Genomic DNA, 26,196 nt, shown 5'->3' with positions numbered 1-26,196 from the left:
AATTACTTACAGAAAACTTGCTTAAAGGCCTCAACCAGCGGACCAACTCTTTCATCAGAAATTGAATAAAATACCTGCTGAGAAACTTTTCTAGCTTTAATAATGTCGTGCTTTCTCAATACGGTGAGATGTTGTGAAAAAGCAGATTGGCTTAATGATGAACCTTCAAACAGTTCACCGACCCCTTTCTCGCCTTCAATCAGCTTACACATCACGATTAGGCGCTCTGGATGAGCCATAATTTTAAGCAGCTCACTCGCTTCGGTCGCACTTTGTAGCATACTGTCGCCCATTCTTATGCCTCTTCATTACTACATTACATTTTATTAGATATTACTAATTAATATTATTAAGTCAATGCTAATGTAGATTAAATAACATTAGACGTAGCTAATTTATTTAAGTAAGGTGTAGGCGTTTTCGATCATTCAGCAGGAGAAATCCATGAGCAAAATCGTGATTATTGGTGGGGTTGCTGGCGGTGCATCTGCAGCAGCTCGCGCTCGTCGTCTTAGTGAAGACGCAGAAATCATTATGTTTGAACGCGGTCCATTTGTGTCATTTGCAAACTGTGGCTTACCCTATCACATTGGTGGCGATATCCAAGAGCGCAGCAAACTGCTTCTTCAAACGCCTGAGAGCTTTCTAGCGCGTTTCAATGTTGATGTCCGTGTGATGAACGAAGTGGTTTCTATTAACCGTCAAGACAAAACGGTTACGGTTAACAATTTGCTTGATGGCTCGGAATACCAAGAGAGCTACGACTTTCTTCTACTTAGCCCTGGCGCAGGTCCAGTTGTGCCGCCTATTCCGGGTATTGATAACCCGTTAACACACTCGCTGCGCAATATTCCAGATATGGATCGCATCATTAAAACGATCGAAACCAACAAAGTTGAACACGCTACGGTCGTTGGTGGTGGTTTTATCGGTTTGGAAATGATGGAAGCCTTCCACCAGCTAGGCATAAAAACCACATTAGTTGAAATGGCGGATCAAGTGATGACGCCCGTTGACCGTGAAATGGCTGGCTTCGCACATGCTGAAATTCGTGAGAAAGGCATCGACCTTAAACTTGGCGTCGCACTTGAGTCGGTGAAATTCGTACCTAACGAGCACGTGGCAAGTTTCGACTCTGGTGAAAGCGAAAAACACCAACATCTAGAAGGTGAATTGGAATTAACACTAAACAATGGTGAAAGACTCACCACCGATATTCTGATTATGGCAATTGGTGTTCGCCCCGAGACCAAATTAGCAAAAGAAGCTGGCTTAGAAATCGGCGCTCTTGGTGGTATTTATACCAATGAATACATGCAAACCAGCGATCCTTCGATCTACGCTGTCGGCGACGCGGTAGAAGAGAAAGACTTCGTGACTGGCGAGCAAACTCTAGTGCCACTTGCGGGCCCGGCAAACCGTCAAGGCCGAATGGCAGCAGACAACATGCTTGGCCGCCAAGAAACTTACCAAGGTACGCAAGGCACGGCGATCTGTAAGATTTTTGATTTAGCCGTCGCTTCTACTGGTAAAAACGAGAAACAGCTGAAACGTGAAAACATCGCTTATGAAAAAGTGTATGTGCATACAGCAAGTCACGCGAGTTACTACCCAGGTGCAGAAACCGTGTCATTCAAAATGCTGTTTGATCCAGTAACAGGTAAAATATTAGGTGCGCAAGCAGTAGGTAAAGACGGTGTTGATAAACGTATCGACGTAATGGCAGTTGCTCAGCGTGCTGGTATGACGGTAGAGCAACTGCAACACCTCGAGCTAACTTACGCGCCACCTTATGGCTCTGCTAAAGATGTAATTAACCAAGCGGCGTTTGTGGCAAATAACATCATCAAAGGCGATGCGACCGCGATTCATTATGATGAAATGGATTCACTGACAGAAGACCAACTGTTACTTGATGTTCGTAATCCTGGTGAATTGGAGTCCGTTGGTTATCTTGAAGGTGCAATTAATATTCCTGTCGATCAACTACGTCGTCGCATGCACGAACTTCCTAAAGACAAAGAGATCGTGATTTACTGTCAAGTTGGGTTACGCGGTAACGTAGCATACCGTCAGCTGGTCAACAATGGTTACAAAGCCCGCAACTTGATTGGTGGATACAGAACTCTCAAATTTGCTCGCTTATAACTTGATAATAAAAAAGAGAAAACCACGTGCTTGGTTTTCTCTTTTTTTGCAGGAAAGAAAGCGTAGATCATTCACCTTCAATTGCCAAACGGACTGCTGCTTGAGCATGGATAGAAGTGGTATCGAGTAGTGTAACATCGGTGTGACTTTGGTTTACAAGTAAGGCAATTTCAGTACACCCGAGAATCACAGCTTCAGCTCCGTGCTCTTTTAGTTTTTCAATAATTTGCAAGTATATCGTCCTTGACTCCTCTTTGATTTCACCTTGGCATAACTCTTTATAAATAATGTTATGTACTTTAGAGCGGTCGTCTTGATCGGGAATGATGACATCAAGCCCATAGAGGTCTGAAAGCCTTCCTTTATAAAAGTCTTGCTCCATTGTGAATTGAGTACCAAGGAGTCCGATCTTTTGAACCCCTTTCTCACGAAGTAACTCAGCAGTCGCGTCTGCGATATGTAGTATAGGGATATTAGTACTGGCTTCAATTTGAGGCGCAACTTTGTGCATTGTGTTAGTACAAATAAGAATGAAGTCAGCGCCCCCTTTTTCTATTGAAGATGCAGCATCAGATAAAATGCTTGCCGTTTCTTCCCATTTACCTTGATGTTGAAGTTTCTCTATCTCCGAAAAATTCACGCTATACATACAAATTTTTGCGGAATTTAGGCCGCCTAACGCCTCTTTGACTCCTTCGTTGATCAATTTGTAATAACTAAGCGTCGACTCCCAGCTCATACCACCTAGAAGACCGATAGTTTTCATATAACTCTCCAATCGTTATACACCACCGTGCCAGGGGTGTTTTTACAAAAAAAATCAGCCACTTAAATAAGCAGCATTCAAGCGTCTTCACTATTGAGCATTGGGTAACACGAAAATAAAATCATTCCCACAGGGACCGCTACGCGATTCTCATAAATCCTCGCAATATCGTTACTGCATTTCCAGAAAGCTTAACGTGCTCAGTGCTTAACAACTCTGTATGGACGACCCCACTTCTCTTGGAGGCTTGGAAGCCTTTCAGTTGCTTTTTGTTGAGCTCTTTAGCCCAGTAAACACATAAAGCGCAATGTGCAGAGCCTGTAACTGGGTCCTCATTAACACCTACCCAAGGCGCGAAGTATCGAGAGACAAAATCGGCGTCAGTGCTTGATTGAGCAGTGATGACGACGCCACGGCCTTTTTGTTTAAAAAGCGCACCAAAATCAGGGTCGAGCTGTTCAAGCACAAATTCATCATTAATGACGACCAACTGCTTATTATCAAACTGACCGTAGGCGACTACATTGGCGGCATCTAACCCCAAACCATGAAGTAAGTCTTTGTTAATACTAGCTCGCATATCTAAAGTTGGAGCAGGAAACACCAAATGAATTTCTTCATGATCGAGTTGTGCAGTTAAAACCCCAGATAGCGTAACGAACTCAATCGTATCTCCAGTATTATATAACCCCTGCTCTTTCAGAACGTGCGCCGTTGCAAGTGTGCCGTGTCCACACAAAGCAACTTCCGTCCTCGGTGTAAACCAACGAAGTTGCATTGTACTGAGTGACAGAAATGCCGTTTCAGATAACGACATCTCGGCCGCGATGGCCAACATCGTTTCCTCATCAAGGCTTGACTCTGTGATACAAACACCCGCGGGATTACCTTTGAAAACCTCTGATGTAAACGAGTCAACCTGAAAAATTTTAACTTCCACGAAATATCCTTAAGTTCTATCAAACACGTAATTCTGTATCACGTGATTTTTAATATCTGTTGTTTGAGCGAAAAAAACCTATGAAATTTTCTACCAACCTTATAGGTCTTGTTGGAAGCGCTAACAAACAGGAGAATGTAGTTAATTATGCAAAACGTAAAAAGCCATCATCAATGTGACTCAATTGGATATCTTATCGGAGTTTTCGGCGTTTCTTTAGTTCTAATATGGATTGGTATTTATAAATTCACACCTACAGAGGCCAAGCTTATACAACCGCTCGTTGAAAATCATTTTCTGATGAGTTGGTTGTATGATGTGATGTCAGTTCAAGCCGTATCAAACATCATTGGCGCAACAGAAATCATTGTCGCTATTGGATTAATCGTTGGCCTTAAAAACACACGAGTCGCTTATTTTTCTGGCATAGCCGCCGCAATTATTTTTCTTGCGACACTCAGCTTTCTAATTACGACACCGAATACATGGAAAGTGTCTGATGGGGTTTTGGTGACAAACTTCTTTTTAGTAAAAGATATTCTATTTTTAGCTATTGCGATTAGCGTCATCGAACGAAACAAGCCAAACAGAGAATAACTCTAAATAGTTCGAAATCTTGTTTTTCCAGAACGTAGCCTGAAAGGTGCAAACGACTTACAAGTCGAATGGTTCTGTCAATAACTCTAAACAAAGGCTCTTAAATTTAGAGTGTTTAAGAGTCTTTGCCTCTTAATTATGCGAAACAACATCCTAGCGTAAAGTGAAAAGAAAAGCCTTTCACTCTACTGCTAAGGTTTATTGATACTTTGCCGAAGTAATGAACTCACCGAATGTCTCGCACCATACAACAACCGTATTGTATTCAGAAATTGAAGTGCTTTGAGGAACCTCAACAACGAAGTTATCGAACGTTTTGACATCACCAATTAAGCTCATCTCAGATTTAAGGTCATTAAACTCTTGTTCCGTTTCGACAAACTTAGGAGATAGATAGAGTTTATAGTCTGGTCCGGGAGCGAGTTTTCCTACCAACGTAATGACTTCAGAACTCAAATGAATTTCTCCCTCTCCCCAATGAAAAGCATCGCTACCTTTGAGTTCCCTCTTAAACACTGCGCTGTATTCTGCGCCTTGCTTACTCTTAGCAACTTGCTCATCGGTCGGCGCAGGTGGTGCAATAAGGATCGGTAAAGTATAGACACCTATCGCAATGCCAATAGAAACTGCCACTAAGTGACTGATTGTTAATTTAATTATATTTTTCAAGGTCATAAGCATCTTCTTATTAGTTTTACTACTTGAATTTAGATTCAAATCGGCCTTATCTGTCTATTATCGAGCAGCATAATGTCATTAACATTATACACAAGCTATGCGCACTAAATGCAGACTGAGCGCAATTAAAAACGGCTGATAATTAATATCAGCCGTTTGCTTATCGGAAATGTCGTTGTGCCGGTTTGGTCACTATTCCGCTTCCACCAAAGCGATCTTATCGGATGTCGATTTTTCCAATTTTATCGCAATAAACTTAGAGGTTGGCGTAAACGTTCTATCCCCATAACTGTCCAAAGGAACTAATGGGTTTGTTTCTGGATAGTAAGCCGCCGCCTGACCTGCTGGTACATCATAGGCAACAAGCGTAAATCCGCTCACACGGCGCTCAACGCCATCTTCCCACAATGACACCATGTCCACTTTGTCGCCCGGTTCAAAACCGAGTTTACGAATATCCGCTTCATTGATAAACAGCACTTCGCGCATACCAAATACTCCACGATAACGGTCATTCAAGCCGTAAAGTGTCGTATTGTATTGGTCGTGTGAGCGCATGGTTTGCAAGATCAAATCTGGCTTTTGGCCTTTTTCGAGTATCGCTTCGCTGATCAACTGCTTCGGCAACTCGCTAGAGCTGAACTGTGCTTTGCCGCTTGGTGTATTCCATCGACGCTCGGCAGCTGGGTTTACCAAGTGGAATCCACCCGGGTGTTTAAGCTTATGGTTAAAGTCGGTAAAGCCCGGAATCGTGTCGGCAATCAAATCGCGAATACGGTCGTAATCTTCAATCGCCCACAACCAATCAATTGGTTTTGCCCCGAGTGTAGCATTGGCAATACCGGCAATAATCGCTGGTTCTGAACGCAAATGCTCCGAACGCGGTTTTAGCTGACCAAATGAGATATGTACCATGCTGAAGGTATCTTCAACCGTCACGCCTTGTGGGCCAGTCGCTTGCTGATCAATCTCAGTACGGCCTAAGCATGGAAGAATAAGCGCATCTTTACCTGTGACAAGGTGAGAACGATTTAACTTCGTCGAAATGTGTACGGTTAAATTACAGTTTCGCATCGCGTTGTGCGTACGTTCTGTGTCTGGCGTTGCTTGTGCAAAGTTACCGCCCAAACCGATAAATACTTTCGCTTGCCCTTCTTCCATCGCTTTAATGGCTTGCACAGTGTTGTGGCCTTCACCACGCGGGACGTCAAAGTTAAATCGACTTTCAATGCGATCCAACAACAGATCTGAAGGTTTTTCATCAATGCCCATCGTACGGTCGCCCTGAACGTTACTGTGACCACGCACTGGTGAAAGACCCGCGCCCGGCTTACCAACGTTACTTCGTAACATTTGCACGTTTGCGACTTCTTTAATGGTTGGCACAGAGTGACGATGCTGAGTCAACCCCATCGCCCAACACATGATCACACGTTCTGCACGTCGATACATGCTCGCCACCATCTCGATTTCACTTAAATCAAGACCCGATTGTTCCGCGATGTGTTCCCAAGAGGTTGCGTCCACTTCAGCCAAATACTCATCAATACCTGTTGTGTGTTGCTTGATGAATTCACGATCAAATACCGCTTTTCCACCGTTTTGCAATGCCTCGCGTTCCCATTGCAACAAGAATTTCGCGATGCCACGAAATACTGCCATGTCTCCGCCCAAAGCAGGACGCAGGTACGCCGTGTTGGTAGGCTCTGAGCCGTTACTCAACATCTCAATCGGCATTTGTGGGTTTTGGAAACGCTCTAATCCGCGCTCTTTCAGCGGGTTTAGACAGATAACCTGTGCACCACGTTTTACCGCTTCGCGCAGAGGTTCCAGCATTCGTGGGTGGTTCGTGCCCGGATTTTGACCAATCACGAAAATCGCATCAGCTTCTTCAAAATCATCAAAGATCACTGTGCCTTTACCAACACCAATGGTGTCTTTCATCCCTATTGCACTGGCTTCGTGACACATGTTGGAACAATCTGGAAAGTTATTGGTACCGAATGCGCGGACAAATAGCTGATACAAAAACGCCGCTTCGTTGCTTGCACGACCAGAGGTATAAAACTCCGCTTGGTGCGGTGAATCCAATTGATTGAGATGCTTCGCGACAAGTGCAAAAGCCTCATCCCAAGAGACTGGCACATAGTGATCGGATTCTGCATCGTATCGCATTGGGTGCGTGATACGGCCTTGGTATTCCAACCAGTAATCGGTTTGCGTTGAGAGAGAAGAAACGCTGTGATTGGCAAAAAACTCAGGATCAACCAGACGATTGGTCGCCTCCCAGTTTACCGCTTTCGCGCCATTCTCACAGAAATTGACTTTACCGCTATCTGGCGACTCACCCCATGCACATCCCGGGCAGTCGAAACCGCCATTTTGGTTGGTTTTGAGCATAGTGCGAATGTTTTTAACTGCATTTTCACTGCCCCACCAACTTCTGGTTACGGCTTTCAGTGCACCCCAACCACCAGCTGGACCTTTGTATGCTTTTATTTGTTCTTTTTGGCTCACGACTTTACTCCTCGCAGATATACCAGCAAGCAGGGTGCCCGTGAAAACAAGCGCGTTATTTATTGAGATAATGCGGAAGTATTGAAGGGCTTAGTTTCTAATCCATGTATTTTTTAATCCAAATAAGTAACCACTCAACATGCTCTCGCCTGTCCGAGCGTTTACTTATCTAGATTCTTGATATCGGATACCCGCCTACTGTTTCTAAGACTGGTAGATTCAATTTGCATTGCTGCGTCTTGATCTAAATCAAAGATTAAGTCGATATTCAATATGCGTCCAATTGATAATCCTGACCGAGTGATAAACAAAATCTATGACGAATTTTTCCACTGACGGTTATCACATTTTTAATCAATACAATTTATGAGGCTAATCGTTTTCCCATTCGATTCCACCTAGTTCGATTAACGAACTCAATAAAATCGCTACTCTTGATAATAGATAATATCTATCACACTATAGATACTTTAAATTTGACCCTAATTAATATCAGGAATAGCCTTGATTCAGATCAATTTTGAGTGTGGTTTTATTCTTGACTTGGTTTTGGTTTTCCATTCCCTAGTTAAAACGCTCCAGCGCTTAAAAAGTACGGTAGTGCTGTGCCCTTTTTAGGGAGTTCCCCCGTACATGTGACTCACAACGCAAGGTTAACAAGCCATTATGGATATCAAACAACTTAAATATCTCATCGCACTTGAACAGACCAAACACTTTGGTCAAGCCGCCGCATTGTGCCACATTACGCAGCCTACCTTGTCCATGAGGATCCGAAGCCTAGAGGAAGAGCTCGATCTCGAATTAATCCAAAGAAGTCAACGATTTGAAGGATTTACTGAAGCCGGAGAACGCATTTTGGCTTGGGCAAAAACCGTCTTAGCAGCTCATGATGGATTGCAAGCCGAAGCCGCCAACTGCCGTGGTCAATTGGTCGGCTCTCTTCGGCTTGGAATGGTGCCACTCGCCAGCCAAAACCCTATGCAATTGCTCAAACCATTAGCTCAACAGTTCCCTGAGTTACGCTTTCAAATACTCTCCATGACGACCGAACAGATCATAGACCAACTCAATCGAAATCAACTTGATTTGGGGATGTGTTATGTCGATCAAGTTAACACCGCTTACTTCGATGTTATCGAGCTAGATTCAACCAAACTTGGCGTTTTATTCGATGAGCGTCATTTTGATTTTGCCGAATCTGAAGTGTTATGGGAGTCACTCAATAACATTCCGCTAGGGCTGCTTTCGAAGGGCATGCACTATCGCCACTCCATTGATCTTAGCTTTGTGAGTAAAGGGCTGGTTCCGCAAACCGTCATTGAAAGTAACTCCACCTTTCACTTGATCCAAGCAGTAACCAGTGGCCTTTGTTGCGCCATTATGCCGCTGAATTGTGGATTGGAAGAGTTGAACGATACGCTTCGCATTATCCCTATCGAAGAAGCCGCCGTTCACGCCCCGCTAGGTTTGTTAAAGCGAAAACAAGAACCCTTCTCCGCGCTAACCGATCAGTGCTTCGCAGAAGCAAAAAACATATTCAATCGATAACAAGAATCCACACGTCAATTTTTGGCATACATAACGGCTTATGAGGTGATTTCATGAGATGTACTACTCAATCTTATTTTGAACTGTCCGATTTCAATCAAGCACCACCTCAACCAAGTGCGTTCAATTACCGAGAATTGATTGATGGCCGCCCAGTGCAACAAATGTCGCTGGCGAGTGAATCCGCCTTAGCTATCAGCTATAACGGCATTAGCCAAGCGGTCATGATGGTGACGCCAGGCCATCTGGAAGACTTCGTGAAAGGATTTAGCCTAAGCACAGGCATCGTCCACGATTTCAAAGAGATTAAAGACATTGAAATTGGTGGCGATCACGAATCTCACTATGCGGAAGTGGAAATCAGCAACCGCGCTTTCTGGGCGTTAAAAACACAGCGCCGAAATCTTGCCGGCACAACCGGATGCGGCATTTGTGGTGTAGAGGCTCTGGAACAAGCTTTGCCTGATTTGGCACCGCTAACACCGTCTCTTCCTCCGCGCTCCGATGTATTTGAAGGGCTGCGAGACAAAGTCGCACTGCATCAAGAAGCCGCACGTGAATCTGGCGCGTTACACGCCGCTTTATTTGCAGATTTACAAGGCAACATCAAGTTGTGCCGAGAGGACATCGGCCGTCACAACGCGCTAGATAAGTTGATTGGCGCATTGGCCAACAATCACATCGAGCCTCAAAGTGGCTTCGCTATCATGACAAGCCGTTGCAGCTTAGAGTTGATCCACAAAGCCGTTCGCGCGCGTATCCCCACTCTGGTTTGCTTATCTGCACCTACAGCGTTAACTGTCGAATGGGCAAGAAGAAACCATTTGAACCTAATTCACTTACCAAAACACGGCTCGCCACGTCTATACAGCCCTGCGCCTTAACACGTCAACCTAGCCAAATCCCTAATATTTCTAACAGAGACCTCTGGGTCTCTGTTGTTTGCTTCTCGTTCCCAATTGATACTTAGCGACAAGCCACTATTCTCTCCAACCAAACGTGCTCACCCCTTGTCAGCACTAAGCTTGCGTATATTAACCTGCTTGCATTTGAACGCTTTCCAATCCGATAGAACCCTGTCAAAGACCCATAGATTAGTAAGGATTTTGTGTGACTCTTTTCACGCTTTTCCGCCTTACTAGGCATTTCTAGGAATTTTTCCTAGCCGATCTAGGCAACCATCTCATGTGCCTCACAAAACCACTCTCTAGAATTCCGCTCAGTCAAAGGTAACAAGAGCGCATAACGGTCTCCGTTGTGTTTCTAAAACAATTACAAGAGAGTTCATCATGTTAAAATTCCTCGAACAGGTGCGGAAGCCGACCCTCGATCTTCCCGTCGAAGTTAGAAGAAAGATGTGGTTTAAACCGTTCATCCAATCTTACTTGGTCGTATTCATCGGCTACCTAACCATGTACTTGATTCGTAAGAACTTCAATGTCGCGCAAAACGACATGATCTCAACTTACGGTTTGAGCATGACAGACCTAGGTCTTATTGGCCTTGGCTTCTCCATCACATACGGCATCGGTAAAACCGTTGTGTCTTACTACGCTGACGGTAAGAACACCAAGCAATTCCTCCCTTTTATGCTGATCCTTTCTGGTCTTGCAATGCTTGGTTTCAGCTTCAGCATGGGCGGCGGTAGTGCAAGCCTGTTCTTGATGGTGGCTTTCTACGCTCTAAGTGGTTTCTTCCAAAGTACTGGTGGCCCTTCTAGTTACTCAACCATTACAAAATGGACACCTCGTAACAAACGCGGCTCTTACCTCGGCTTGTGGAACATGTCACACAACGTTGGTGGTGCGGGCGCAGCGGGTGTTGCTCTTTTCGGTGCCAACTACCTATTCGACGGGCACGTAATCGGCATGTTCGTGTTCCCTTCTATCATCGCGATCATCGTCGGCTTTATCGGTATGCGCTTTGGTAGCGACTCTCCAGAAGCTTACGGTCTAGGTAAAGTAGAAGAACTTTTCGATGAAGCAGTGAGTGAAGAAGACACCGCCGCTGAAGAAAACCAGATGACCAAAAAAGAAATCTTTGTTGAATACGTTCTTAAAAACAAAGTTATCTGGCTACTTTGCTTTGCCAACATCTTCCTTTACATCGTTCGTATCGGTATCGACCAATGGTCAACGGTATACGCGTACCAAGAACTTGGTCTGTCAAAAGAAACGGCAATCTCTGGCTTTACTCTATTCGAAGTCGGTGCGCTTGTGGGTACTTTGATGTGGGGTTACTTATCTGACTTAGCAAACGGTCGCCGCGCATTGGTTGCTTGTGTGTCTCTTGGTTTGATCATCGTATCGCTTGAGTTCTACCAACACGCCACTAGCGAGTTCATGTACTTAGCCTCACTATTTGTATTGGGCTTCTTGGTGTTTGGTCCGCAACTTCTTATCGGTGTTGCCGCGGTTGGTTTTGTCCCTAAAAAAGCAATCAGTGTGGCTGACGGCGTAAAAGGTACATTCGCTTACCTAATCGGTGACAGCTTCGCGAAACTTGGTCTCGGTATGATTGCAGACGGTACACCTATCTTCGGCTTAACAGGTTGGAAAGGTACCTTCGCAGCTCTAGATACCTCCGCCATGATTTGTATTGTTTTGCTTGCTTTCGTCGCTATCGCGGAAGAGAAGAAGATTCGACACGCGAAGAAGCTTCAACTTGCACAAAACCAAGCCTAACTTCTCTGCGCGCTTTACTTCGGTAAAGCGCGCAAGATCATTAAAATGAGTTGATCAATTCAGTATCATTAAAGGTTTTTCTATTGGCTCCTGTTGGAGCTTATTGTTGTTAGTCGTCTGCTCTATTTGGTTGTAATAATGATTCATGTTGCTCTAGTTGATGATCACGTCATCGTGCGTTCAGGTTTCGCACAATTATTAAATTTAGAAAGTGATATTACCGTTGTCGGTGAATTCGGCTCTGTCGCCGAAGCGCGCAAAGGCTTGCCTGCGGTACACCCTCATGTCGTCATCCTAGATATCTCCATGCCAGATGAAAGCGGCTTAAACTTTCTTAGCGAAATACCAACTGGCATTGCCTGCGTGATGCTTAGCGTGCATGACTCCCCTGCGATGGTGGAAAAATCACTAAAGCTAGGTGCAAAAGGCTATCTTAGTAAACGCTGTAGCCCAGACGAACTTATTCAAGCCGTGAGAACCAGTGCTTCTGGCGGCTGTTACCTCACATCAGATATTGCACTTAAACTTGCAACGCCTAGCGACAACACCACCTCTCTATGCCAACTGACAAAACGTGAAAACGAGGTATGTCAGCTACTTGCCAATGGGTTGGATGTAAAGTCTGTCGCGGCAGAGCTTGGCTTGAGCCACAAGACCGTGCATGTGCATCGTGCGAATGCCATCGACAAACTCGGCGTGAAAAACAACGTTGAGCTCGCCAAACTATTTTCTCAAGAGTCCTTTTAATGCGAGCTTATGCTGTTACCACCATTTGCGGACTTTTTGTTATGGCCTGCGCCTGGTTCTGTTTGTGGGTGATCGCCTACTACTTTGTCAATGATCCCGAGCTGGCGATCTTATTGTTTCCTTTCGCTTTACGATTAGGTGTCGCCCTTCACACTCGCACCGCTTATTGGCCGACGATTTACCTTTCGGAGTGGGGACTTTCCATCGCACTTGCGATGTTACTGGGTCAACCGCAGTGGCTTACCGTGCTGATTGCGAGCATTGCCAGTATCCCGGTCACACTGATTGCGAAAAAATACTACTACGGTGACCAAAACCGCCACTTAGCCGTCATGGGCATTGTGATCATCATTACCGCCTTCATCAACGTAATGGCGGTCGGATTTCACGTGCCTTCTGTTTACATGGTATGGCTGGCTAGCATTTCTGGAGGCTTGCTCGTGGTGCCTATGTGCTACCTGTTGTGGAGCTATTTGTTCCAAAGTCGTTGGTCTCCGCTTAGCTCTCTCCTACTTAGTAATGCCGTTGTATTTCAGGTACGTCATATCGTGCTTTATGCGCTGCTTTTGATCGGCAGTATTTTGGTGCAAACCAGTTTGCCTGAAGAGCTAAAACGGTTTGCGCCGTTTTGTATGGCGATTCCAATCATCGTGCTTGCTCTGCGTTACGGCTGGCAAGGTGCTCTACTCGCCACCATGCTCAACAGCATTGCGCTGATTGCGGCTCGCAGCGGCGTATCAAATCTAGAAATCACCGATTTGTTATTATCTCTCTCGGCGCAAACCATCACCGGCATTATGCTCGGCTTAGGGGTTCAGAAACAAAAAGACCTCAATCACAAACTGCGCGGCGAACTTGCACGCAATCAGAATTTGTCTCGCCAGCTTATCAAAGCGGAAGAATCGGTAAGACGCGATATTGCGCGCGAGCTACATGACGAAATTGGACAGAACATCACGGCGATCCGCACACAAGCCAACATCATTAAGCGGGTAAATAACGCCGAAACAAGCGTAGGTTGCGCAGACATGATTGAAAGACTTTCCCTCAACGTGTACGACACCACTAAGCGACTGTTAAGCAAGCTAAGACCAAAAATGCTGGATGATTTGGACTTGAAAGAATCCGTCGAGCAACTGACGCGAGAGATGGAATTTGCCAATCACGGAACGACTGTTCAACTGAACTGGCAAGGCGATTACACCAACTTGAGTGACACGCTCAAAGTCACCCTATTCCGTTTATGCCAAGAGTCATTGAATAACGCCGCCAAATATGCAGAAGCGCAGTTGATCAGTATTGAACTGACGATCGGAGAAGCGGCGGTGTCACTAATGATTCACGATGATGGTGTCGGCTTCAAAGTTCAGGACAGCATGAAAGGCATGGGCGTTCGCGGCATGCAAGAGCGTGTGCACGCGTTAGGTGGAAAAATGGTTATCTACTCCACCAGCGATCAAATGATCGGCACACAAATCAGCATTACTTTACCTAAGGTGTAACTCAAGATGTTTGGATTTTTACGTTCACCTAAATTTACTCAACCGAGCCTGAGCAACGAGCAAATCGACCAGCGTTACCGCCATTGGCGTTTGCACATTATGTTGGGGATGTACATCGGCTACGCAGGTTTCTACTTTACCCGTAAGACCTTTAACTACGCAGCACCAGCGATGATTACCGACCTTGGCTTAGATAAAGGCGACTTGGGTCTTATCGGTACACTTTTCTACATCACCTACGGCTGCTCGAAGTTTATTTCTGGCACGATTTCGGATCGCTCTAACCCTCGTTATTTCATGGGATTAGGATTGATTGCGACAGGTCTGGTCAATATCGCGTTCGGTTTTTCTAGCTCACTCGCGGCTTTCATTACTCTGTGGATCTTAAACGCCTGGTTCCAAGGCTGGGGCTGGCCTTCATGCTCCAAGCTGTTAACGACTTGGTATTCACGTTCCGAGCGTGGCTTCTTATGGGCGATTTGGAACACCGCACACAACGTTGGTGGCGCGCTGATCCCTATTTTGGTGGGTTATTTAACGTTGCACTACAGCTGGCGTGAAGGCTTTATTCTACCCGGCATCATCGGGGTATTGCTCGGTCTATTCGTTTGTTGGCGATTGCGCGACAAACCCACAACAATGGGTTTACCAAGTGTCGGCCAATGGCGCAACGACGCATTAGAACTTGCGCAAGAAAATTACGGACGTGGCCTCACCTACCGCGAAATTCTGAAATCGTACGTATTTAACAACAAATACATCTGGCTACTCGCGTTCAGTTATGTGTTGGTTTACATCGTCCGAACCGCAATCAATGACTGGGGAAACCTGTACTTGACCGAGCAGCATCACTATAGCCTGATTAACGCCAACGCTGCTCTGTCGATGTTTGAAATCGGCGGTTTTGTTGGTTCATTGGTTGCGGGTTGGGGCTCAGACAAACTCTTTGGCGGTAACCGTGGGCCAATGAACTTGCTGTTCGCTATTGGGATTTTCTTATCTGTCTCCGCGCTTTGGCTGATGCCTCTGACTAACTTTGCATTCCAAGCCGCGGGATTGTTCTCCATCGGCTTCTTTGTCTTTGGACCACAAATGCTGATCGGTATGGCGGCGGCGGAGTGCTCTCACAAAGATTCTGCCGGCGCGGCAACAGGATTCGTGGGCTTGTTCGCCTACATGGGCGCAGCATTGTCTGGTTATCCACTGGCGTTAATTCTTGAAGAATATCATTGGACGGGTTTCTTCATCACCATTTCAGTTTGTGCAGCCGTCATTGGCCTTTTGTTACTGCCATTTTTGCAAGCGCAACCATCACGAAAACCACTCGAACCAAAACCTCGGTTGTAAATCGACTTATCGCCCTTCGGGCAAATTGGCGAGTGACCTAACCGCGCTCGCCCACCTTATTTAACGTATCTCTGCTCAATTTTTCTTCCGATTCAGTTCGGAGGGTTAACTATGGGAAAAATTCATGAATTTGAACACTATTTCATCGCATAGCTTCTTTCAAATGAACAACAAAATCCAAAACTACGCTTGGGGAAGCACCTCTTCTATTCACGATTTGTTTGGCTTTTCTAACGAAACGAATGAGCCTCAAGCAGAAGTATGGATGGGTACTCACCCAAACGGCTGCTCTGAAGTTCAGATTGAGCAAAACACGCTGCCTTTGTCTGAACTGATCAAACAAAACCAACCCGCTTACTTATCAGCAGAAACCGCAGCGAAATTTGGCGACCTGCCCTTTCTGTTTAAGATCTTAGCGGCCGAACATGCACTGTCGATTCAAGTTCACCCAAGCAAACAAGATGCCGAAATAGGCTTCGAAAAAGAACAAAGTGCCGGGATCCCACTAAACGCAAGCCATCGTAACTACAAGGATCCAAACCACAAACCTGAGTTGGTGTACGCGCTGACAAGTTACCAAGCCATGAACGGTTTTCGCTCGTATGCCGAGATTATTGAGGCATTTAGCCTTTGCGATATCGATGAGCTACGCGCGCCTCTTGACACATTCAAACGCGAAATCAACTCACAAGGTTTACGCGATTTCTTTGTGCACATTCTTACCATGGAAGGAGAAACAAAAGAGCGAGCACTGAAACAGCTTCTTGCCCACGCTTCACGTCAATCGGAGCAAGGCACTGACAGCGACGTTTTCCAGCTCATCTTGGATCTATCCACTCAATACCCTGGCGATGTCGGCTTGTTTGCGCCATTACTGTTGAATGTCATCACGCTGCAACCTGGCGAAGCGATGTTCCTGAGCGCAAGAACGCCACACGCTTACATTAAAGGTACGGGATTAGAGATCATGGCGAACTCAGATAACGTTTTGCGTGCAGGACTCACGCCGAAACACATGGATGTTGAAGAACTGGTTAAATGCACAGACTTTGTGCCTAAGCCGTTTAACAGCCTTGTTCTAGAACCCAATGCCGATGGTTGCCAAAGCCTTTATCCGGTCCCAGTGGCAGACTTTAGTTTCAGCATTCTTAACCAACCGAACAATGAAGTGGTTGATGCCAATAGCGCAGAGATTTTGATGGCGATTGATGCCGACCTGACACTCATCAGTGATAACGGTGAGACGTTAACCGCCGCGAAAGGACAATCGGTATTTGTTCCTGCTTACGTTGGCCATTACCGTATTAAAAGTGCGGGACGTGTGGCTCGCGCCTTCAACTAGTTTTTGAACAACCGATTCAAACTAACGTCTGGCCCAAGGGACTGGGTTAGACAATTTATTCCTTTCATAGATTGAACCATTCCGCTCTTAAGGCACTCATGCTTACACCTTGTCGAATCCAAACACCTACAGGCCAGTTTCTCTAAAAGCCATAACCTCCCGGATCTACCATTTACTCAACATTCATTGTCAAAACCCATTTATGTCCGATAAATTCGTCGCTCCAATATCAAATCACTTGGATAATAAAGGCGCTTGCACAGTGGTATTTGTTGCAAAACGTATAATCAACGTTGTAATCAAAGCCTCAATCACTACAATCTCTGGTTCGATTTTTCAGTTAACGTTTGTATGCCGAAGTTAAACCAAGATAACCCTGTTCAAAGCTCCGCCCTTTCCGATATCGAAACCAGCAGTAAGATTCAATCGGCATTAGAACCGAAGTTTCACAAGCCAGAGAAACGTCTCTGCTTAAGCCCTGGCCTGTCGGATAAGCATTTGGCGCGCCGTTGGCAAGTATTGGAACACGTGACCAATAAAGATCATCTCCTTGATCCTTTCACGCAGTCACATTGCGATACTTACTCCAACAACATCGAGCACTTCATTGGTACTGTTAATGTGCCGGTCGGCATTGCAGGTCCTTTGCGCGTCAACGGCTTGTATGCGAACGATGACTTTTTGGTTCCGCTCGCAACGACAGAAGCCGCGTTAGTCGCTTCCTACAACCGTGGCGCAAATCTTATCACCGCCGCTGGTGGCGCGAGCGCATTGTTACTAAGTGAAGGGGTGAGCCGAACACCAGTATTCGCCTTTAATCACCTTGCTGACGCCGGCCAGTTCGTCAGTTGGGTTGTGACCCAGTTTGACGTATTTCGTCAAATTGCGGAATCCACCACCTCACATGGCAAACTCAAAGACATCAATGTAAATATCGAAGGAAACCATGTTTATTTGGTCTTTGAATACGTGACTGGTGACGCTTCCGGACAAAACATGGTGACCATCGCAACAAACGAAGTGTTCCATCATATTTTGGCGACTAGCCCAATCAAACCAACTCAAGCATTCTTGGATGGCAACTTATCAGGCGACAAAAAACCAAACGCACACACACTGCGCTCGGTACGCGGTAAGAAAGTATCCGCCGAAGTGACCATTCCTGCTGAGTTGGTGGAAAAATATCTGCATACGACGCCGGAGTCTATGGTTCAATTTGGCAAAATGACCACAGTGGGCGGTTTACTCAGCGGGACAATTGGCGTCAACGCGCATTACGCAAACGCCCTTGCCGCGCTGTACATTGCTTGTGGTCAAGATGCCGCTTGCGTTGCAGAGTCTGCCATTGGAATCACTCGTATGGATGTGGACGCTCAAGGCAACTTGTACGCGTGCGTGACCTTGCCAAACATCATGGTGGGAACGGTTGGCGGTGGTACTGGCCTTCCAACGCAAAAAGCATGTTTGGATATTTTGGGTTTGCACGGCAACGGCAATGCGAAAGCGTTAGCCGAAGTCGCAGCTTCGCTTTGTCTAGCTGGCGAACTCTCGATTGTGGGCGCATTTTGTGCCGATCACTTCTCTCGTGCTCACCATAAGCTTGCCCGAAAATAACCTTTGTTGCTTTGTACAAGAGAACATCCGTGTGGTTTTCTCTTGTGCAAACCAATGGACTTTATTTATTGGCTCAATAATTTCTTGAAACTAACTTAAGCCTTAACAAACATACCAATCTCTTGTTAACCGTACTTTAGCTGTCCCCCTTCTATATCCATTGCGATATCTCTGCTTGTCACTCTTCATTGGCCATATTTAATATCAGTATCTTAGAAAAAATAGCATCAAAAACTTCTAGCACTATAGTACCAAATTCACCGTTTGAGTTTTTTGTTCACCACTTATAGCTACTATACTCGCCTATGCAGCTGCTTGATTTTCATAAATTTACTAAACAGCTCAAAAGAGCTTAATAACTCCCGTTAAATGGACTTAAATCGTTACTTCGGGTAAGCGAGTTAACTATGAGACGTCAGAAGCTAAATAAAATCTCTGCTTGGGTACTAGGATTGGCTATCTTATTGCTGAGCCATGTGTCTAATGTATCAGCACAAATACAGCAATCCCCATCCGATCAAACCGTTGCGCGTTTTCTCTATCAAACCTCTTTTGGACCAACACCTGCATTAATTAATGAGGTTAGGGAAAACGGGTTAGAGGATTGGATACAGAAACAAATCAACCTGCCAGCAACCTACCATCAACCACTTTATCAAACGCCTTTTTCTAAAGGCCTACAGTCAAACCGAGAAAATGCTTGGTATCAAATTGTTGTTACTGCTGAAGATCAGCTTAGGCAGCGAACGGCTTATGCATTGAGTCAGATCGTAGTCGTTTCTCGTTATGGCGGCGTTCTTTCCAGCAAACCTACAGGGTTAGTGAATTACTACGATCTGTTGGTTGAGCATGCGTTTGGCAACTACCGAGACCTGTTGTATGACGTTTCCATCCATCCAGTCATGGGGAGCTATTTGTCTATGCTCGGTAGTGCAAAAGAAAATAGTGCGACAGGAACGCTTCCCGATGAGAACTTTGCTCGAGAGTTAATGCAGTTATTCACTATCGGTTTGTATGAACTCAATTTAGATGGCAGTAAAAAGCTAAACCACGCAACAGGCAAACCTATCCCCACGTACAATCAAACTGATATTCAAGAGCTCGCGCGAGCATTAACTGGATGGAAAAATTCCGACATCGCATTCGTGAAACCGATGCGAGTTATCAGTCAGCGACACGACACCGGCGAGAAGCGATTTCTAGGGAACGTGATCCCATCGGGTCTAACCGCACAAGAAGAGCTTTCAAAAGTGATTGATATGTTGATGTCTCACCCAAATGTTGCTCCATTTGTTTCAAAATTACTTATCCAACGTTTGGTCAGTTCAAATCCAAGCCCAGAGTACGTCGCGCGTGTTGCAACGATATTTAACAACAATGGGGAAGGAGAAAAAGGCGATCTAACCGCCGTTGTTCGAGCCATATTGCTCGACCCTGAAGCATTAGGGATGACGGATACCCCGCCTATAAAAGTGAAAGAACCGATACTGGTCCTGACTAATTTTCATCGAGCATCAGGTTTTACGGTTAAAGGATCACGTTACGAAGACGCAACAACGATGATGAACATCGCTAATCAAGGGCCGCTTCGTTCTCCTTCCGTGTTTAATTTTTACTCTCCAGACTATCAGCCGTCTAACGCGTTTACGGAGTCTGGTATTAACTCTCCAGAGTATGAACTTCTCAATTGGTCTGTTTATACCGATTTGGTCAACTATATGTTAACCAGCACTCGTAGAGGAGGTGGTGATTCCTACCACTTCGATCTTAACGAGTTTTATCTTCTTCTGGACGATCACCGTGCCTTAGTCGAATTGGTTAACGAGCGTTTCTTTGCTGGAACGGCTTCTGCTGAATTGAAAGAGCTCATGCTCACCGCCCTGAATGATTATCGTGGGGACTATGTGCCAACAACAAAACTCGCTCTAGTGATATTTACCGCCATTTCTGGCGACGAATTCTATATTCAGGATTAGGAGTGAATTATGGATATTTCACGACGACATTTTATACAAAGCACGCTATCAATGGGCGCATTAGCCTCTCTTAGTCTGCCAGGTTACTCTCTCGCAGCGCCATCCAATGACTTTCGAGCATTAATATGTGTGTATTTAGCAGGCGGAAACGATGCATTCAACACCATACTGCCATTATCGGAGGCGCATTATCATCAATATTCCAAAGTCAGAGGGCCACTCTCTGTCGCCAAAGAAGACATACTCCCTATCAATTTGAGTGCTGTCGATAGCTCAAATCACCCAGTGAAGCTCGGCTTACACCCAAAGTTAAATGCGTTAACTTCCGTTTTCGAACAAGGCGATGCCAGCATCGTGCTCAATAGTGGCATTCTCAACCATCCCGTCACCAAACAAGCTATTGAGCAAGGTGAAGCATCACTTCCCGAGCAACTGTTTTCTCATAATTCTCAAACAGACGCTTGGTTACTTGGTGGAATGAGCGAGTCTAAAAATCTTGGTTGGGCTGGCAGAATGTTGGATGTATTAAACTCTGAATCAGAAATAACACCGCTATACAGTGTGCATGGCAACTCGCTTTGGTTACGGGCAATGGAACACCGCCAAACCGTCCTGAAAAAAGATCGCGCAGTTCAGCTTACCGCGATTGATAACCCGCTATACAAGGGTATCTATGATCGCCTTCTCTCTCATCAAACTGACAATCCATTTAATGGTCATTTTAATTTGATGGTTGATGAGTCGATGGTAATGAGCAGTGTACTGAGCGAGCAACTCAACCACATTGCTGACGAGCCGCTGTTTACGTCATCGACGCTCGGCAAGCAGATGCAAACCGTGTACAAATTGATAGCAAGCCAAGATGTCCTGAAGCAGCAACGACAAGTCTTTTTCGTTAAACACTCTGGGTATGACCTGCACGATTCGCAATTGGCACGTCATCCAGTGTTACTTGAGGATCTCGCGACAAACCTTTTAGCAATGTATCGTGCGGTCGAACGGTTAGGGCTAAACAAGCAAGTCACCTCTTTCACTATGTCTGACTTCGGTCGACGGATGATGAGCAACGGAAATGGTACCGATCATGGCTGGGGTGGCCATCAACTATTAATTGGAGGCGCGGTAAATGGGAAACAACCTATCGGTACATGGCCGGAACTAATACTGGGCGGAAACGATGATTACTCTCAAGGCCGACTCATACCCCAAATTGCCGCTGATCAAGTTGGTTCAACACTAGCACAGTGGATGGGCGTGAGTGATAACGCTGCACTGGAATACGTGTTCCCGAACATCCGTAATTTTACTCATTCAAACCTGGGTTTTATGGCTTAAGATATTTTACAGGTTAGCTGTAGAACTCATCATCAAATAAGGGAGCCTCGCGCTCCCTTACTCATCTTATGTTTGCAGAGTGTCCGTTACACCTCGTCGCGACGGCGTTCGTTACACAGCTTAATGGCACGCTCAAGTAATTCTAACGCGGATTGCTCACATTCAGGCAGAACCGCATCACTTTCAGAAACTGGCGTTACGCGGTCACCCCATTTCAATACTGCCGCACCCCATGTCAAACCAGCACCAAACGCAGCGAGAAGCATGTTATCACCTGGGTTAACTCGACCTTGCTCTACCGCTTCACACAATGCAATTGGCACCGTCGCAGCTGAAGTATTGCCATAGTTTTGAATGTTAACAAACGCTTTGTCGTGTGGAATTCCAGACAGGTCACACAAGGTTTGAATAATACGAATATTAGCTTGATGCGGAATCACAACATCGATTTGTTCCGTCGTTAACTGTGATGCTTTCAGTACGGTTTTCGCAGCTAGCCCCATGCCTTTTACTGCACGTTTGAAAATTTCTTGTCCTACAAAGTTGAAATCCCAGTAACCGTTGTCTTCCGCAAAGCGATCCATACAAGTACCAAACTTTGGTACGGACAGAATATCGCGGCCTTTTGCGTCACAACCGATTTGAGACTGTAGTAAACCCGTTTCTTTTTCCGTTCTTGATAACACAACGGCGCCCGCACCATCACCAAATAGAACAGCGGTATCTCGCATTGCCCAATCGATGTAGAAAGACAATCTTTCCGCACCAATAATGATCGCGTTACGATAGTTACCTGATTGAATCAAACGTGTGCCCGTTTCTAGGCCATAGACAAATCCCGTACATGCGGCATTTAAGTCAAAGGCAGCGGCAGCACGAATACCTAGGTTCTGCTGTACCTTAGACGCGATATTTGGAATCAATGAATCTGGTGAACAAGTCGCCACAATGATTAAATCCACGTCTGTCGCATCGACGCCTGCTCGAGCTAATGCATGTTTAGCAGCAACGGTCGCCATGTCTGACGTGTTTACATGACTAATACGGCGGTTTTCGATACCAGTGCGGGTACGAATCCACTCATCGGAAGTATCGAGGAAAGTGCTAAGATCATCGTTAGAGAGCACGGCTGGCGGAACACATTTCCCCCAACCTGTAATTTCAGCGTAGTAATTTGTCATCGCAGACCTATTTATTGTTGTATTTTAATAAAATTTCTTAGAACCTTAGGCTCAAATACAAACCTGCGCTGCGTTATTTCGGCAGGTTAAAAAATAAGTATACAAATAATGAGGCTGACTGGTAAGTCATGTTTTCATCAATACGTAATAAAGGAAGAAGTCATGTCATCGTTTAAAACTCGCTGCCCTTCGTGCGGCGGTCTAAATCGTGTCCCTAATGAGCGCGTTGCCGAATCTGCAACTTGCGGTAAATGTAAAAGTGCACTTTTAGACGGCTCGCCTATCGAAGGTACACAAGATAACTTTTCTGCTCTATTACAAAGTGATATGCCTGTTGTAGTAGATTTTTGGGCCCCATGGTGCAACCCGTGCGTTGGTTTTGCTCCTGTTTTCTCTGATGTTGCTGATGAGCAAGCCGGAACGGCTCGTTTTGTTAAGATTGATACCGAAGCTCAACAACAACTTGCGGCGCAATTTGGTATTCGCAGCATTCCTACCATTATGGTTTTCAAAAATGGTCAACGTGTTGATATGATCAATGGTGCGTTACCTAAAACTCAATTCGATCAATGGTTAAATCAAGCACTTACTAAATAATCTTCCACGCCAACCTTGTTTGTAGGTTGGCGTTTTTATGCAACTTATCAACCTATCTAGTTAATAAATATTATTTGTCGAAACGACTTAAATTTATCATTTTACTTGCCTAACTATTAGCCTCATATTCGCGCCGAATAACCCTTAGATTTCATTTAACTTATAGGCGCAAAACAGTGGAAAACACAGTCGTTCCTGCAGCATCACCACGAGTTACAGTTCCAGTCGTCGCACTGTCTCTTTATGCGGTGGCTTCGGGCTATTTAATGAGCTTGATCCCTCTCATGCTCGGTGAATACAACATCTCAGCAGATTACGCGAGTTGGTTGGCGAGTGTGTTTTATGGCGGCTTATTAACTGGTGCGATTTTTATTGAACGTATCGTACGTCAAGTTGGTCACCGTAACGCGTTTATTGGTTGCTTGGCCGTATTTTCGCTAACTATCGTCACACTACCCGTGTTTGCTAACGGATTGATGTGGCTTGCCGCTCGCTTTATTGCGGGTATCGCGGTTGCTGGTGTTTTTGTCATTGTTGAGTCTTGGCTAATGTCTGGAGACGAAGCATCGCGTGCGAAACGTTTGAGCTTGTACATGCTATCGCTTTATGGTGGTTCAGCATTAGGCCAGTTTGGTATTGGCGTGCTTGGCGTAAGTGGCGGCGTTCCGTTTATTGCGATCACGACGTTGATCCTAATGGCGATGCTGGTGCTAATGTTCATTGAGTGTGAGCAGCCAAACAGCCATGAATCAACCGCTTTATCATTTAAGCAAATTGCCAAACTAAACCATGCAGCAATTATTGGTTGTGTTGTTTCAGGTTTGACCTTAGGCGCGATCTACGGATTAATGCCAGTTGAGTTAACTAACCGTAAAATTAGCCATCAAGACATTGGTACATTGATGGCGCTAGTGATTCTAGGTGGCATGCTAGTTCAACCAATGGTGACCGCGTTAAACAAATATATGAGCCGCACAGTGCTAATGGCGTTTTTCTGTATTTTGGGTATTTTTTCGATCGGTATGACCTTTATTTCCTCGTCAGCCGTGGTATTGGCTGCAGCATTATTCTTTTTAGGTGCAGCTACTTTTGCCTTGTACCCGATTGCAATCAACTTAGGTTGCGAAGGACTTGATGAACGCTTTATTGTCTCTGCGACACAAGTCATGCTGTTTAGCTACAGCATCGGCTCTGTTGCTGGTCCTGTTGTCGCTGATAAATTCATGGGCCAAGAACACGGCTTGCTAGGCTACTTGTTTGCCGCTTTGGTTGCGACTGGCGTATACATGCTACTTGCTGCGAGCAAAACCAAGCAGCGTATGGCCGCTGGCCTCTAACCACGCCGCTTCTACTCAACGAAAACGAGGGCATGTCGCCCTCGTTTTTTTATTCTTCGAATTTTTGTTTAGATAAACGCTTGTGACGGTTTGACGCGTTCGCTGCAGGCTTTTCCGGTACCATGCGCTTTTCATGAAGCAAATGACGAACCGCCAAGATGGGATGTTTCAGTAACATTCTGGGGCCAGAGTAACGCATGACCAAACGCATTTGTTCTTTCGGCTCTGGTTTGTAGCAGTGAATCGGACATTTGTTACACGTCGGTTTATTCTCTCCATAAGGACAGCGGTCGAGGCGCACTTCTGCGTATTCAAGCAGCTCACGACATTCTGAGCATAAGTCACGTTTTGTTCCATGATGGTCATGACAGTAAACCTCTACCATGGCTTTTACTGTCTTAAATTCAGTGGCGAGTTTGCCAAGTAAAATATCGCTCATGCGCTATCCAAAAATCACAACATCATTGTGTAAAGTTCTAACGTGCGGCCATTATCATATTGCTGCTCAACTCGTTCAAACTCAAAGCCCAGTTTTTTGAGCAAACTTATACTACGAATATTGTCATTATTGGTGATGGCAACCAAATTATCGAGTTTCATTTCCTCTCTAGCGTATTCCAGCACTGCGGTTGCAGACTCCGTTCCGTAGCCGAAGCCATAAGCGGAAGGTAAAAATCCATATCCGAGATCATAGTATTGTAATGTGTCACGTTTAACCAACCCACAAATCCCGATGGGTTGCCCATCTTCTTTCTTCTCTACAACGAGTAAACTCACGCCTTTAATTTGTTGCATGCGTAGCATGTTTTCTTTTATGTAACGCGCCGCTTCATATTCGGTACGAATTTGTTTGTCTCCGACAAAACGGTAGAAGTCTGGGTGGTTATAAAGTTCTAGTATAAATGGTGCATCATCTACACTCACAAGACGCAGTATCAAACGTTCGGTGTACAGTGTTTTCATTTGGGCTCCATTAAAACGCGATAGATGATTGGACATAGGAACGTACTTGAATTTTGCGACCGATACCGGCGCTTATTTAGTTGTAACTTGATAAAAAAGTAACTATCCTGCCTCGCTAAATTAAAGGACCACCACCATGAACCGCAAGAAGAAAATCAATCAGATCTTGAAAGCGAAGCAGAAGAAGCATAACGCTAAGCTACATAAGAGCAATAAGCCGCGTTATATCTCCAAAGCTGAACGCGCGAAAATGGAAGCTGAAGAACAAAACCAAGCTTCAGAACACACGGAAAACGTTGTAGACACAGCGCAGACAGATCAAGCCTAAAAGAAAAGCCGCTTTCAGCGGCTTTTTTGATATTCGGAGAGAGTTA

23 protein-coding genes are annotated in these 26,196 nt (G+C 45.3%); 15 read left to right on the top strand and 8 right to left on the bottom strand.

Annotation, left to right across the window (positions count from 1 at the left end; all coding sequences use genetic code 11):
• Positions 1 to 2: 2 nt before the first annotated feature.
• Entirely contained in the window at positions 3 to 293 is a 291-nt protein-coding gene (locus R7E42_RS07330; protein ID WP_005376206.1) for an ArsR/SmtB family transcription factor, read from the bottom strand.
• Positions 294 to 444: 151 nt separating this feature from the next.
• On the opposite strand from R7E42_RS07330, the gene R7E42_RS07325 reads away from it, so the two are divergent.
• Positions 445 to 2,148: an FAD-dependent oxidoreductase gene (locus tag R7E42_RS07325; RefSeq protein ID WP_017820173.1), complete on the top strand. Its 1,704-nt coding sequence runs from the start codon at positions 445 to 447 to the stop codon at positions 2,146 to 2,148.
• 67 nt (positions 2,149 to 2,215) lie between these two features.
• Here R7E42_RS07325 and R7E42_RS07320 read toward each other — a convergent pair whose 3' ends face one another.
• The gene (locus tag R7E42_RS07320; RefSeq protein ID WP_154204410.1) at positions 2,216 to 2,914 is read right to left on the bottom strand and encodes an aspartate/glutamate racemase family protein; all 699 of its coding nucleotides are present in this window, start codon (positions 2,912 to 2,914) and stop codon (positions 2,216 to 2,218) included.
• A 139-nt stretch (positions 2,915 to 3,053) separates the two neighbouring features.
• The gene (locus R7E42_RS07315; RefSeq protein ID WP_154204411.1) at positions 3,054 to 3,854 is read right to left on the bottom strand and encodes a PhzF family phenazine biosynthesis protein; all 801 of its coding nucleotides are present in this window, start codon (positions 3,852 to 3,854) and stop codon (positions 3,054 to 3,056) included.
• Between the two features lie 147 nt (positions 3,855 to 4,001).
• Here R7E42_RS07315 and R7E42_RS07310 point away from each other — a divergent pair, with 147 nt between their 5' ends.
• Complete coding sequence (locus R7E42_RS07310) at positions 4,002 to 4,451, top strand: YkgB family protein (RefSeq protein ID WP_005376100.1); 450 nt, start codon at positions 4,002 to 4,004, stop codon at positions 4,449 to 4,451.
• Between the two features lie 198 nt (positions 4,452 to 4,649).
• On the opposite strand, the gene R7E42_RS07305 is transcribed toward R7E42_RS07310, so the two are convergent.
• On the bottom strand, positions 4,650 to 5,126 hold the full coding sequence (locus R7E42_RS07305; RefSeq protein ID WP_154204412.1) for a DM13 domain-containing protein: 477 nt from the start codon (positions 5,124 to 5,126) through the stop codon (positions 4,650 to 4,652).
• 195 nt (positions 5,127 to 5,321) lie between these two features.
• The gene (locus R7E42_RS07300) at positions 5,322 to 7,646 is read right to left on the bottom strand and encodes an FdhF/YdeP family oxidoreductase (protein ID WP_154204413.1); all 2,325 of its coding nucleotides are present in this window, start codon (positions 7,644 to 7,646) and stop codon (positions 5,322 to 5,324) included.
• A 666-nt stretch (positions 7,647 to 8,312) separates the two neighbouring features.
• Here R7E42_RS07300 and R7E42_RS07295 point away from each other — a divergent pair.
• The 10 genes from R7E42_RS07295 to R7E42_RS07250 all read left to right on the top strand — a co-directional run bounded on the left by R7E42_RS07295 (position 8,313) and on the right by R7E42_RS07250 (position 21,744).
• Positions 8,313 to 9,197: a LysR family transcriptional regulator gene (locus R7E42_RS07295; RefSeq protein ID WP_005460961.1), complete on the top strand. Its 885-nt coding sequence runs from the start codon at positions 8,313 to 8,315 to the stop codon at positions 9,195 to 9,197.
• A 53-nt stretch (positions 9,198 to 9,250) separates the two neighbouring features.
• Entirely contained in the window at positions 9,251 to 10,081 is an 831-nt protein-coding gene (fdhD, locus tag R7E42_RS07290; RefSeq protein WP_017447522.1) for a formate dehydrogenase accessory sulfurtransferase FdhD, read from the top strand.
• 405 nt (positions 10,082 to 10,486) lie between these two features.
• Positions 10,487 to 11,881: a hexose-6-phosphate:phosphate antiporter gene (gene uhpT / locus R7E42_RS07285; RefSeq protein WP_021707729.1), complete on the top strand. Its 1,395-nt coding sequence runs from the start codon at positions 10,487 to 10,489 to the stop codon at positions 11,879 to 11,881.
• Between the two features lie 138 nt (positions 11,882 to 12,019).
• Complete coding sequence (uhpA, locus tag R7E42_RS07280; protein WP_005388005.1) at positions 12,020 to 12,628, top strand: transcriptional regulator UhpA; 609 nt, start codon at positions 12,020 to 12,022, stop codon at positions 12,626 to 12,628.
• Positions 12,628 to 14,130 (top strand): signal transduction histidine-protein kinase/phosphatase UhpB, encoded by a 1,503-nt coding sequence (gene uhpB / locus R7E42_RS07275; protein WP_154204415.1) that lies wholly within the window; start codon positions 12,628 to 12,630, stop codon positions 14,128 to 14,130. Before uhpA ends, uhpB begins: the two co-directional genes overlap by 1 nt.
• 6 nt (positions 14,131 to 14,136) lie before the next feature.
• Positions 14,137 to 15,477: an MFS transporter gene (locus R7E42_RS07270; protein WP_005480243.1), complete on the top strand. Its 1,341-nt coding sequence runs from the start codon at positions 14,137 to 14,139 to the stop codon at positions 15,475 to 15,477.
• A 124-nt stretch (positions 15,478 to 15,601) separates the two neighbouring features.
• Positions 15,602 to 16,819 (top strand): mannose-6-phosphate isomerase, class I, encoded by a 1,218-nt coding sequence (gene manA / locus R7E42_RS07265; protein ID WP_213970857.1) that lies wholly within the window; start codon positions 15,602 to 15,604, stop codon positions 16,817 to 16,819.
• A gap of 351 nt (positions 16,820 to 17,170) precedes the next feature.
• The gene (locus R7E42_RS07260; protein WP_213886038.1) at positions 17,171 to 18,433 is read left to right on the top strand and encodes a hydroxymethylglutaryl-CoA reductase; all 1,263 of its coding nucleotides are present in this window, start codon (positions 17,171 to 17,173) and stop codon (positions 18,431 to 18,433) included.
• A 407-nt stretch (positions 18,434 to 18,840) separates the two neighbouring features.
• Positions 18,841 to 20,409: a DUF1800 domain-containing protein gene (locus tag R7E42_RS07255; RefSeq protein WP_318072544.1), complete on the top strand. Its 1,569-nt coding sequence runs from the start codon at positions 18,841 to 18,843 to the stop codon at positions 20,407 to 20,409.
• 9 nt (positions 20,410 to 20,418) lie between these two features.
• Positions 20,419 to 21,744, top strand: a complete 1,326-nt coding sequence (locus R7E42_RS07250; protein WP_318072543.1) for a DUF1501 domain-containing protein — start codon at positions 20,419 to 20,421, stop codon at positions 21,742 to 21,744.
• An 86-nt stretch (positions 21,745 to 21,830) separates the two neighbouring features.
• On the opposite strand, the gene R7E42_RS07245 is transcribed toward R7E42_RS07250, so the two are convergent.
• Positions 21,831 to 22,925 carry a ketoacyl-ACP synthase III gene (locus R7E42_RS07245; protein WP_053349917.1) on the bottom strand — a complete coding sequence of 365 codons (1,095 nt, stop codon included), beginning with the start codon at positions 22,923 to 22,925 and terminating at the stop codon, positions 21,831 to 21,833.
• Between the two features lie 162 nt (positions 22,926 to 23,087).
• Here R7E42_RS07245 and trxC point away from each other — a divergent pair, with 162 nt between their 5' ends.
• On the top strand, positions 23,088 to 23,522 hold the full coding sequence (gene trxC / locus R7E42_RS07240) for a thioredoxin TrxC (protein WP_213877365.1): 435 nt from the start codon (positions 23,088 to 23,090) through the stop codon (positions 23,520 to 23,522).
• Between the two features lie 176 nt (positions 23,523 to 23,698).
• Entirely contained in the window at positions 23,699 to 24,859 is a 1,161-nt protein-coding gene (locus R7E42_RS07235) for an MFS transporter (RefSeq protein ID WP_033907039.1), read from the top strand.
• A 49-nt stretch (positions 24,860 to 24,908) separates the two neighbouring features.
• Here the strand turns inward: R7E42_RS07235 and R7E42_RS07230 are convergent, their stop codons facing one another.
• Both R7E42_RS07230 and R7E42_RS07225 read right to left on the bottom strand, forming a co-directional pair.
• Positions 24,909 to 25,298, bottom strand: coding sequence for a nitrous oxide-stimulated promoter family protein (locus R7E42_RS07230; RefSeq protein ID WP_054575964.1), 390 nt, complete (start codon positions 25,296 to 25,298; stop codon positions 24,909 to 24,911).
• A gap of 14 nt (positions 25,299 to 25,312) precedes the next feature.
• The gene (locus tag R7E42_RS07225; RefSeq protein ID WP_054579612.1) at positions 25,313 to 25,822 is read right to left on the bottom strand and encodes a GNAT family N-acetyltransferase; all 510 of its coding nucleotides are present in this window, start codon (positions 25,820 to 25,822) and stop codon (positions 25,313 to 25,315) included.
• Between the two features lie 136 nt (positions 25,823 to 25,958).
• Here R7E42_RS07225 and R7E42_RS07220 point away from each other — a divergent pair, with 136 nt between their 5' ends.
• On the top strand, positions 25,959 to 26,150 hold the full coding sequence (locus R7E42_RS07220; RefSeq protein WP_005376066.1) for a DUF2986 domain-containing protein: 192 nt from the start codon (positions 25,959 to 25,961) through the stop codon (positions 26,148 to 26,150).
• Positions 26,151 to 26,196: the final 46 nt, after the last annotated feature.

This window comes from Vibrio sp. Vb1337 (assembly GCF_033338715.1).
GTDB lineage: Bacteria > Pseudomonadota > Gammaproteobacteria > Enterobacterales > Vibrionaceae > Vibrio > Vibrio alginolyticus.
The sequence above is the reverse complement of the archived record's forward strand: the minus strand, read 5'-3'. Positions and strand labels throughout refer to the sequence as shown.

Bases quoted from the DNA above. Each gene is read 5' to 3' on its own strand.
- R7E42_RS07330 (WP_005376206.1), bottom strand. From the start codon at position 293: ATGGGCGACAGTATGCTACAAAGTGCGACCGAAGCGAGTGAGCTGCTT.
- R7E42_RS07325 (WP_017820173.1), top strand. From the start codon at position 445: ATGAGCAAAATCGTGATTATTGGTGGGGTTGCTGGCGGTGCATCTGCA.
- R7E42_RS07320 (WP_154204410.1), bottom strand. From the start codon at position 2,914: ATGAAAACTATCGGTCTTCTAGGTGGTATGAGCTGGGAGTCGACGCTT.
- R7E42_RS07310 (WP_005376100.1), top strand. From the start codon at position 4,002: ATGCAAAACGTAAAAAGCCATCATCAATGTGACTCAATTGGATATCTT.
- R7E42_RS07305 (WP_154204412.1), bottom strand. From the start codon at position 5,126: ATGACCTTGAAAAATATAATTAAATTAACAATCAGTCACTTAGTGGCA.
- R7E42_RS07295 (WP_005460961.1), top strand. From the start codon at position 8,313: ATGGATATCAAACAACTTAAATATCTCATCGCACTTGAACAGACCAAA.
- fdhD (WP_017447522.1), top strand. From the start codon at position 9,251: ATGAGATGTACTACTCAATCTTATTTTGAACTGTCCGATTTCAATCAA.
- uhpT (WP_021707729.1), top strand. From the start codon at position 10,487: ATGTTAAAATTCCTCGAACAGGTGCGGAAGCCGACCCTCGATCTTCCC.
- uhpA (WP_005388005.1), top strand. From the start codon at position 12,020: ATGATTCATGTTGCTCTAGTTGATGATCACGTCATCGTGCGTTCAGGT.
- uhpB (WP_154204415.1), top strand. From the start codon at position 12,628: ATGCGAGCTTATGCTGTTACCACCATTTGCGGACTTTTTGTTATGGCC.
- R7E42_RS07270 (WP_005480243.1), top strand. From the start codon at position 14,137: ATGTTTGGATTTTTACGTTCACCTAAATTTACTCAACCGAGCCTGAGC.
- manA (WP_213970857.1), top strand. From the start codon at position 15,602: ATGAATTTGAACACTATTTCATCGCATAGCTTCTTTCAAATGAACAAC.
- R7E42_RS07260 (WP_213886038.1), top strand. From the start codon at position 17,171: ATGCCGAAGTTAAACCAAGATAACCCTGTTCAAAGCTCCGCCCTTTCC.
- R7E42_RS07255 (WP_318072544.1), top strand. From the start codon at position 18,841: ATGAGACGTCAGAAGCTAAATAAAATCTCTGCTTGGGTACTAGGATTG.
- R7E42_RS07250 (WP_318072543.1), top strand. From the start codon at position 20,419: ATGGATATTTCACGACGACATTTTATACAAAGCACGCTATCAATGGGC.
- R7E42_RS07245 (WP_053349917.1), bottom strand. From the start codon at position 22,925: ATGACAAATTACTACGCTGAAATTACAGGTTGGGGGAAATGTGTTCCG.
- trxC (WP_213877365.1), top strand. From the start codon at position 23,088: ATGTCATCGTTTAAAACTCGCTGCCCTTCGTGCGGCGGTCTAAATCGT.
- R7E42_RS07230 (WP_054575964.1), bottom strand. From the start codon at position 25,298: ATGAGCGATATTTTACTTGGCAAACTCGCCACTGAATTTAAGACAGTA.
- R7E42_RS07225 (WP_054579612.1), bottom strand. From the start codon at position 25,822: ATGAAAACACTGTACACCGAACGTTTGATACTGCGTCTTGTGAGTGTA.
- R7E42_RS07220 (WP_005376066.1), top strand. From the start codon at position 25,959: ATGAACCGCAAGAAGAAAATCAATCAGATCTTGAAAGCGAAGCAGAAG.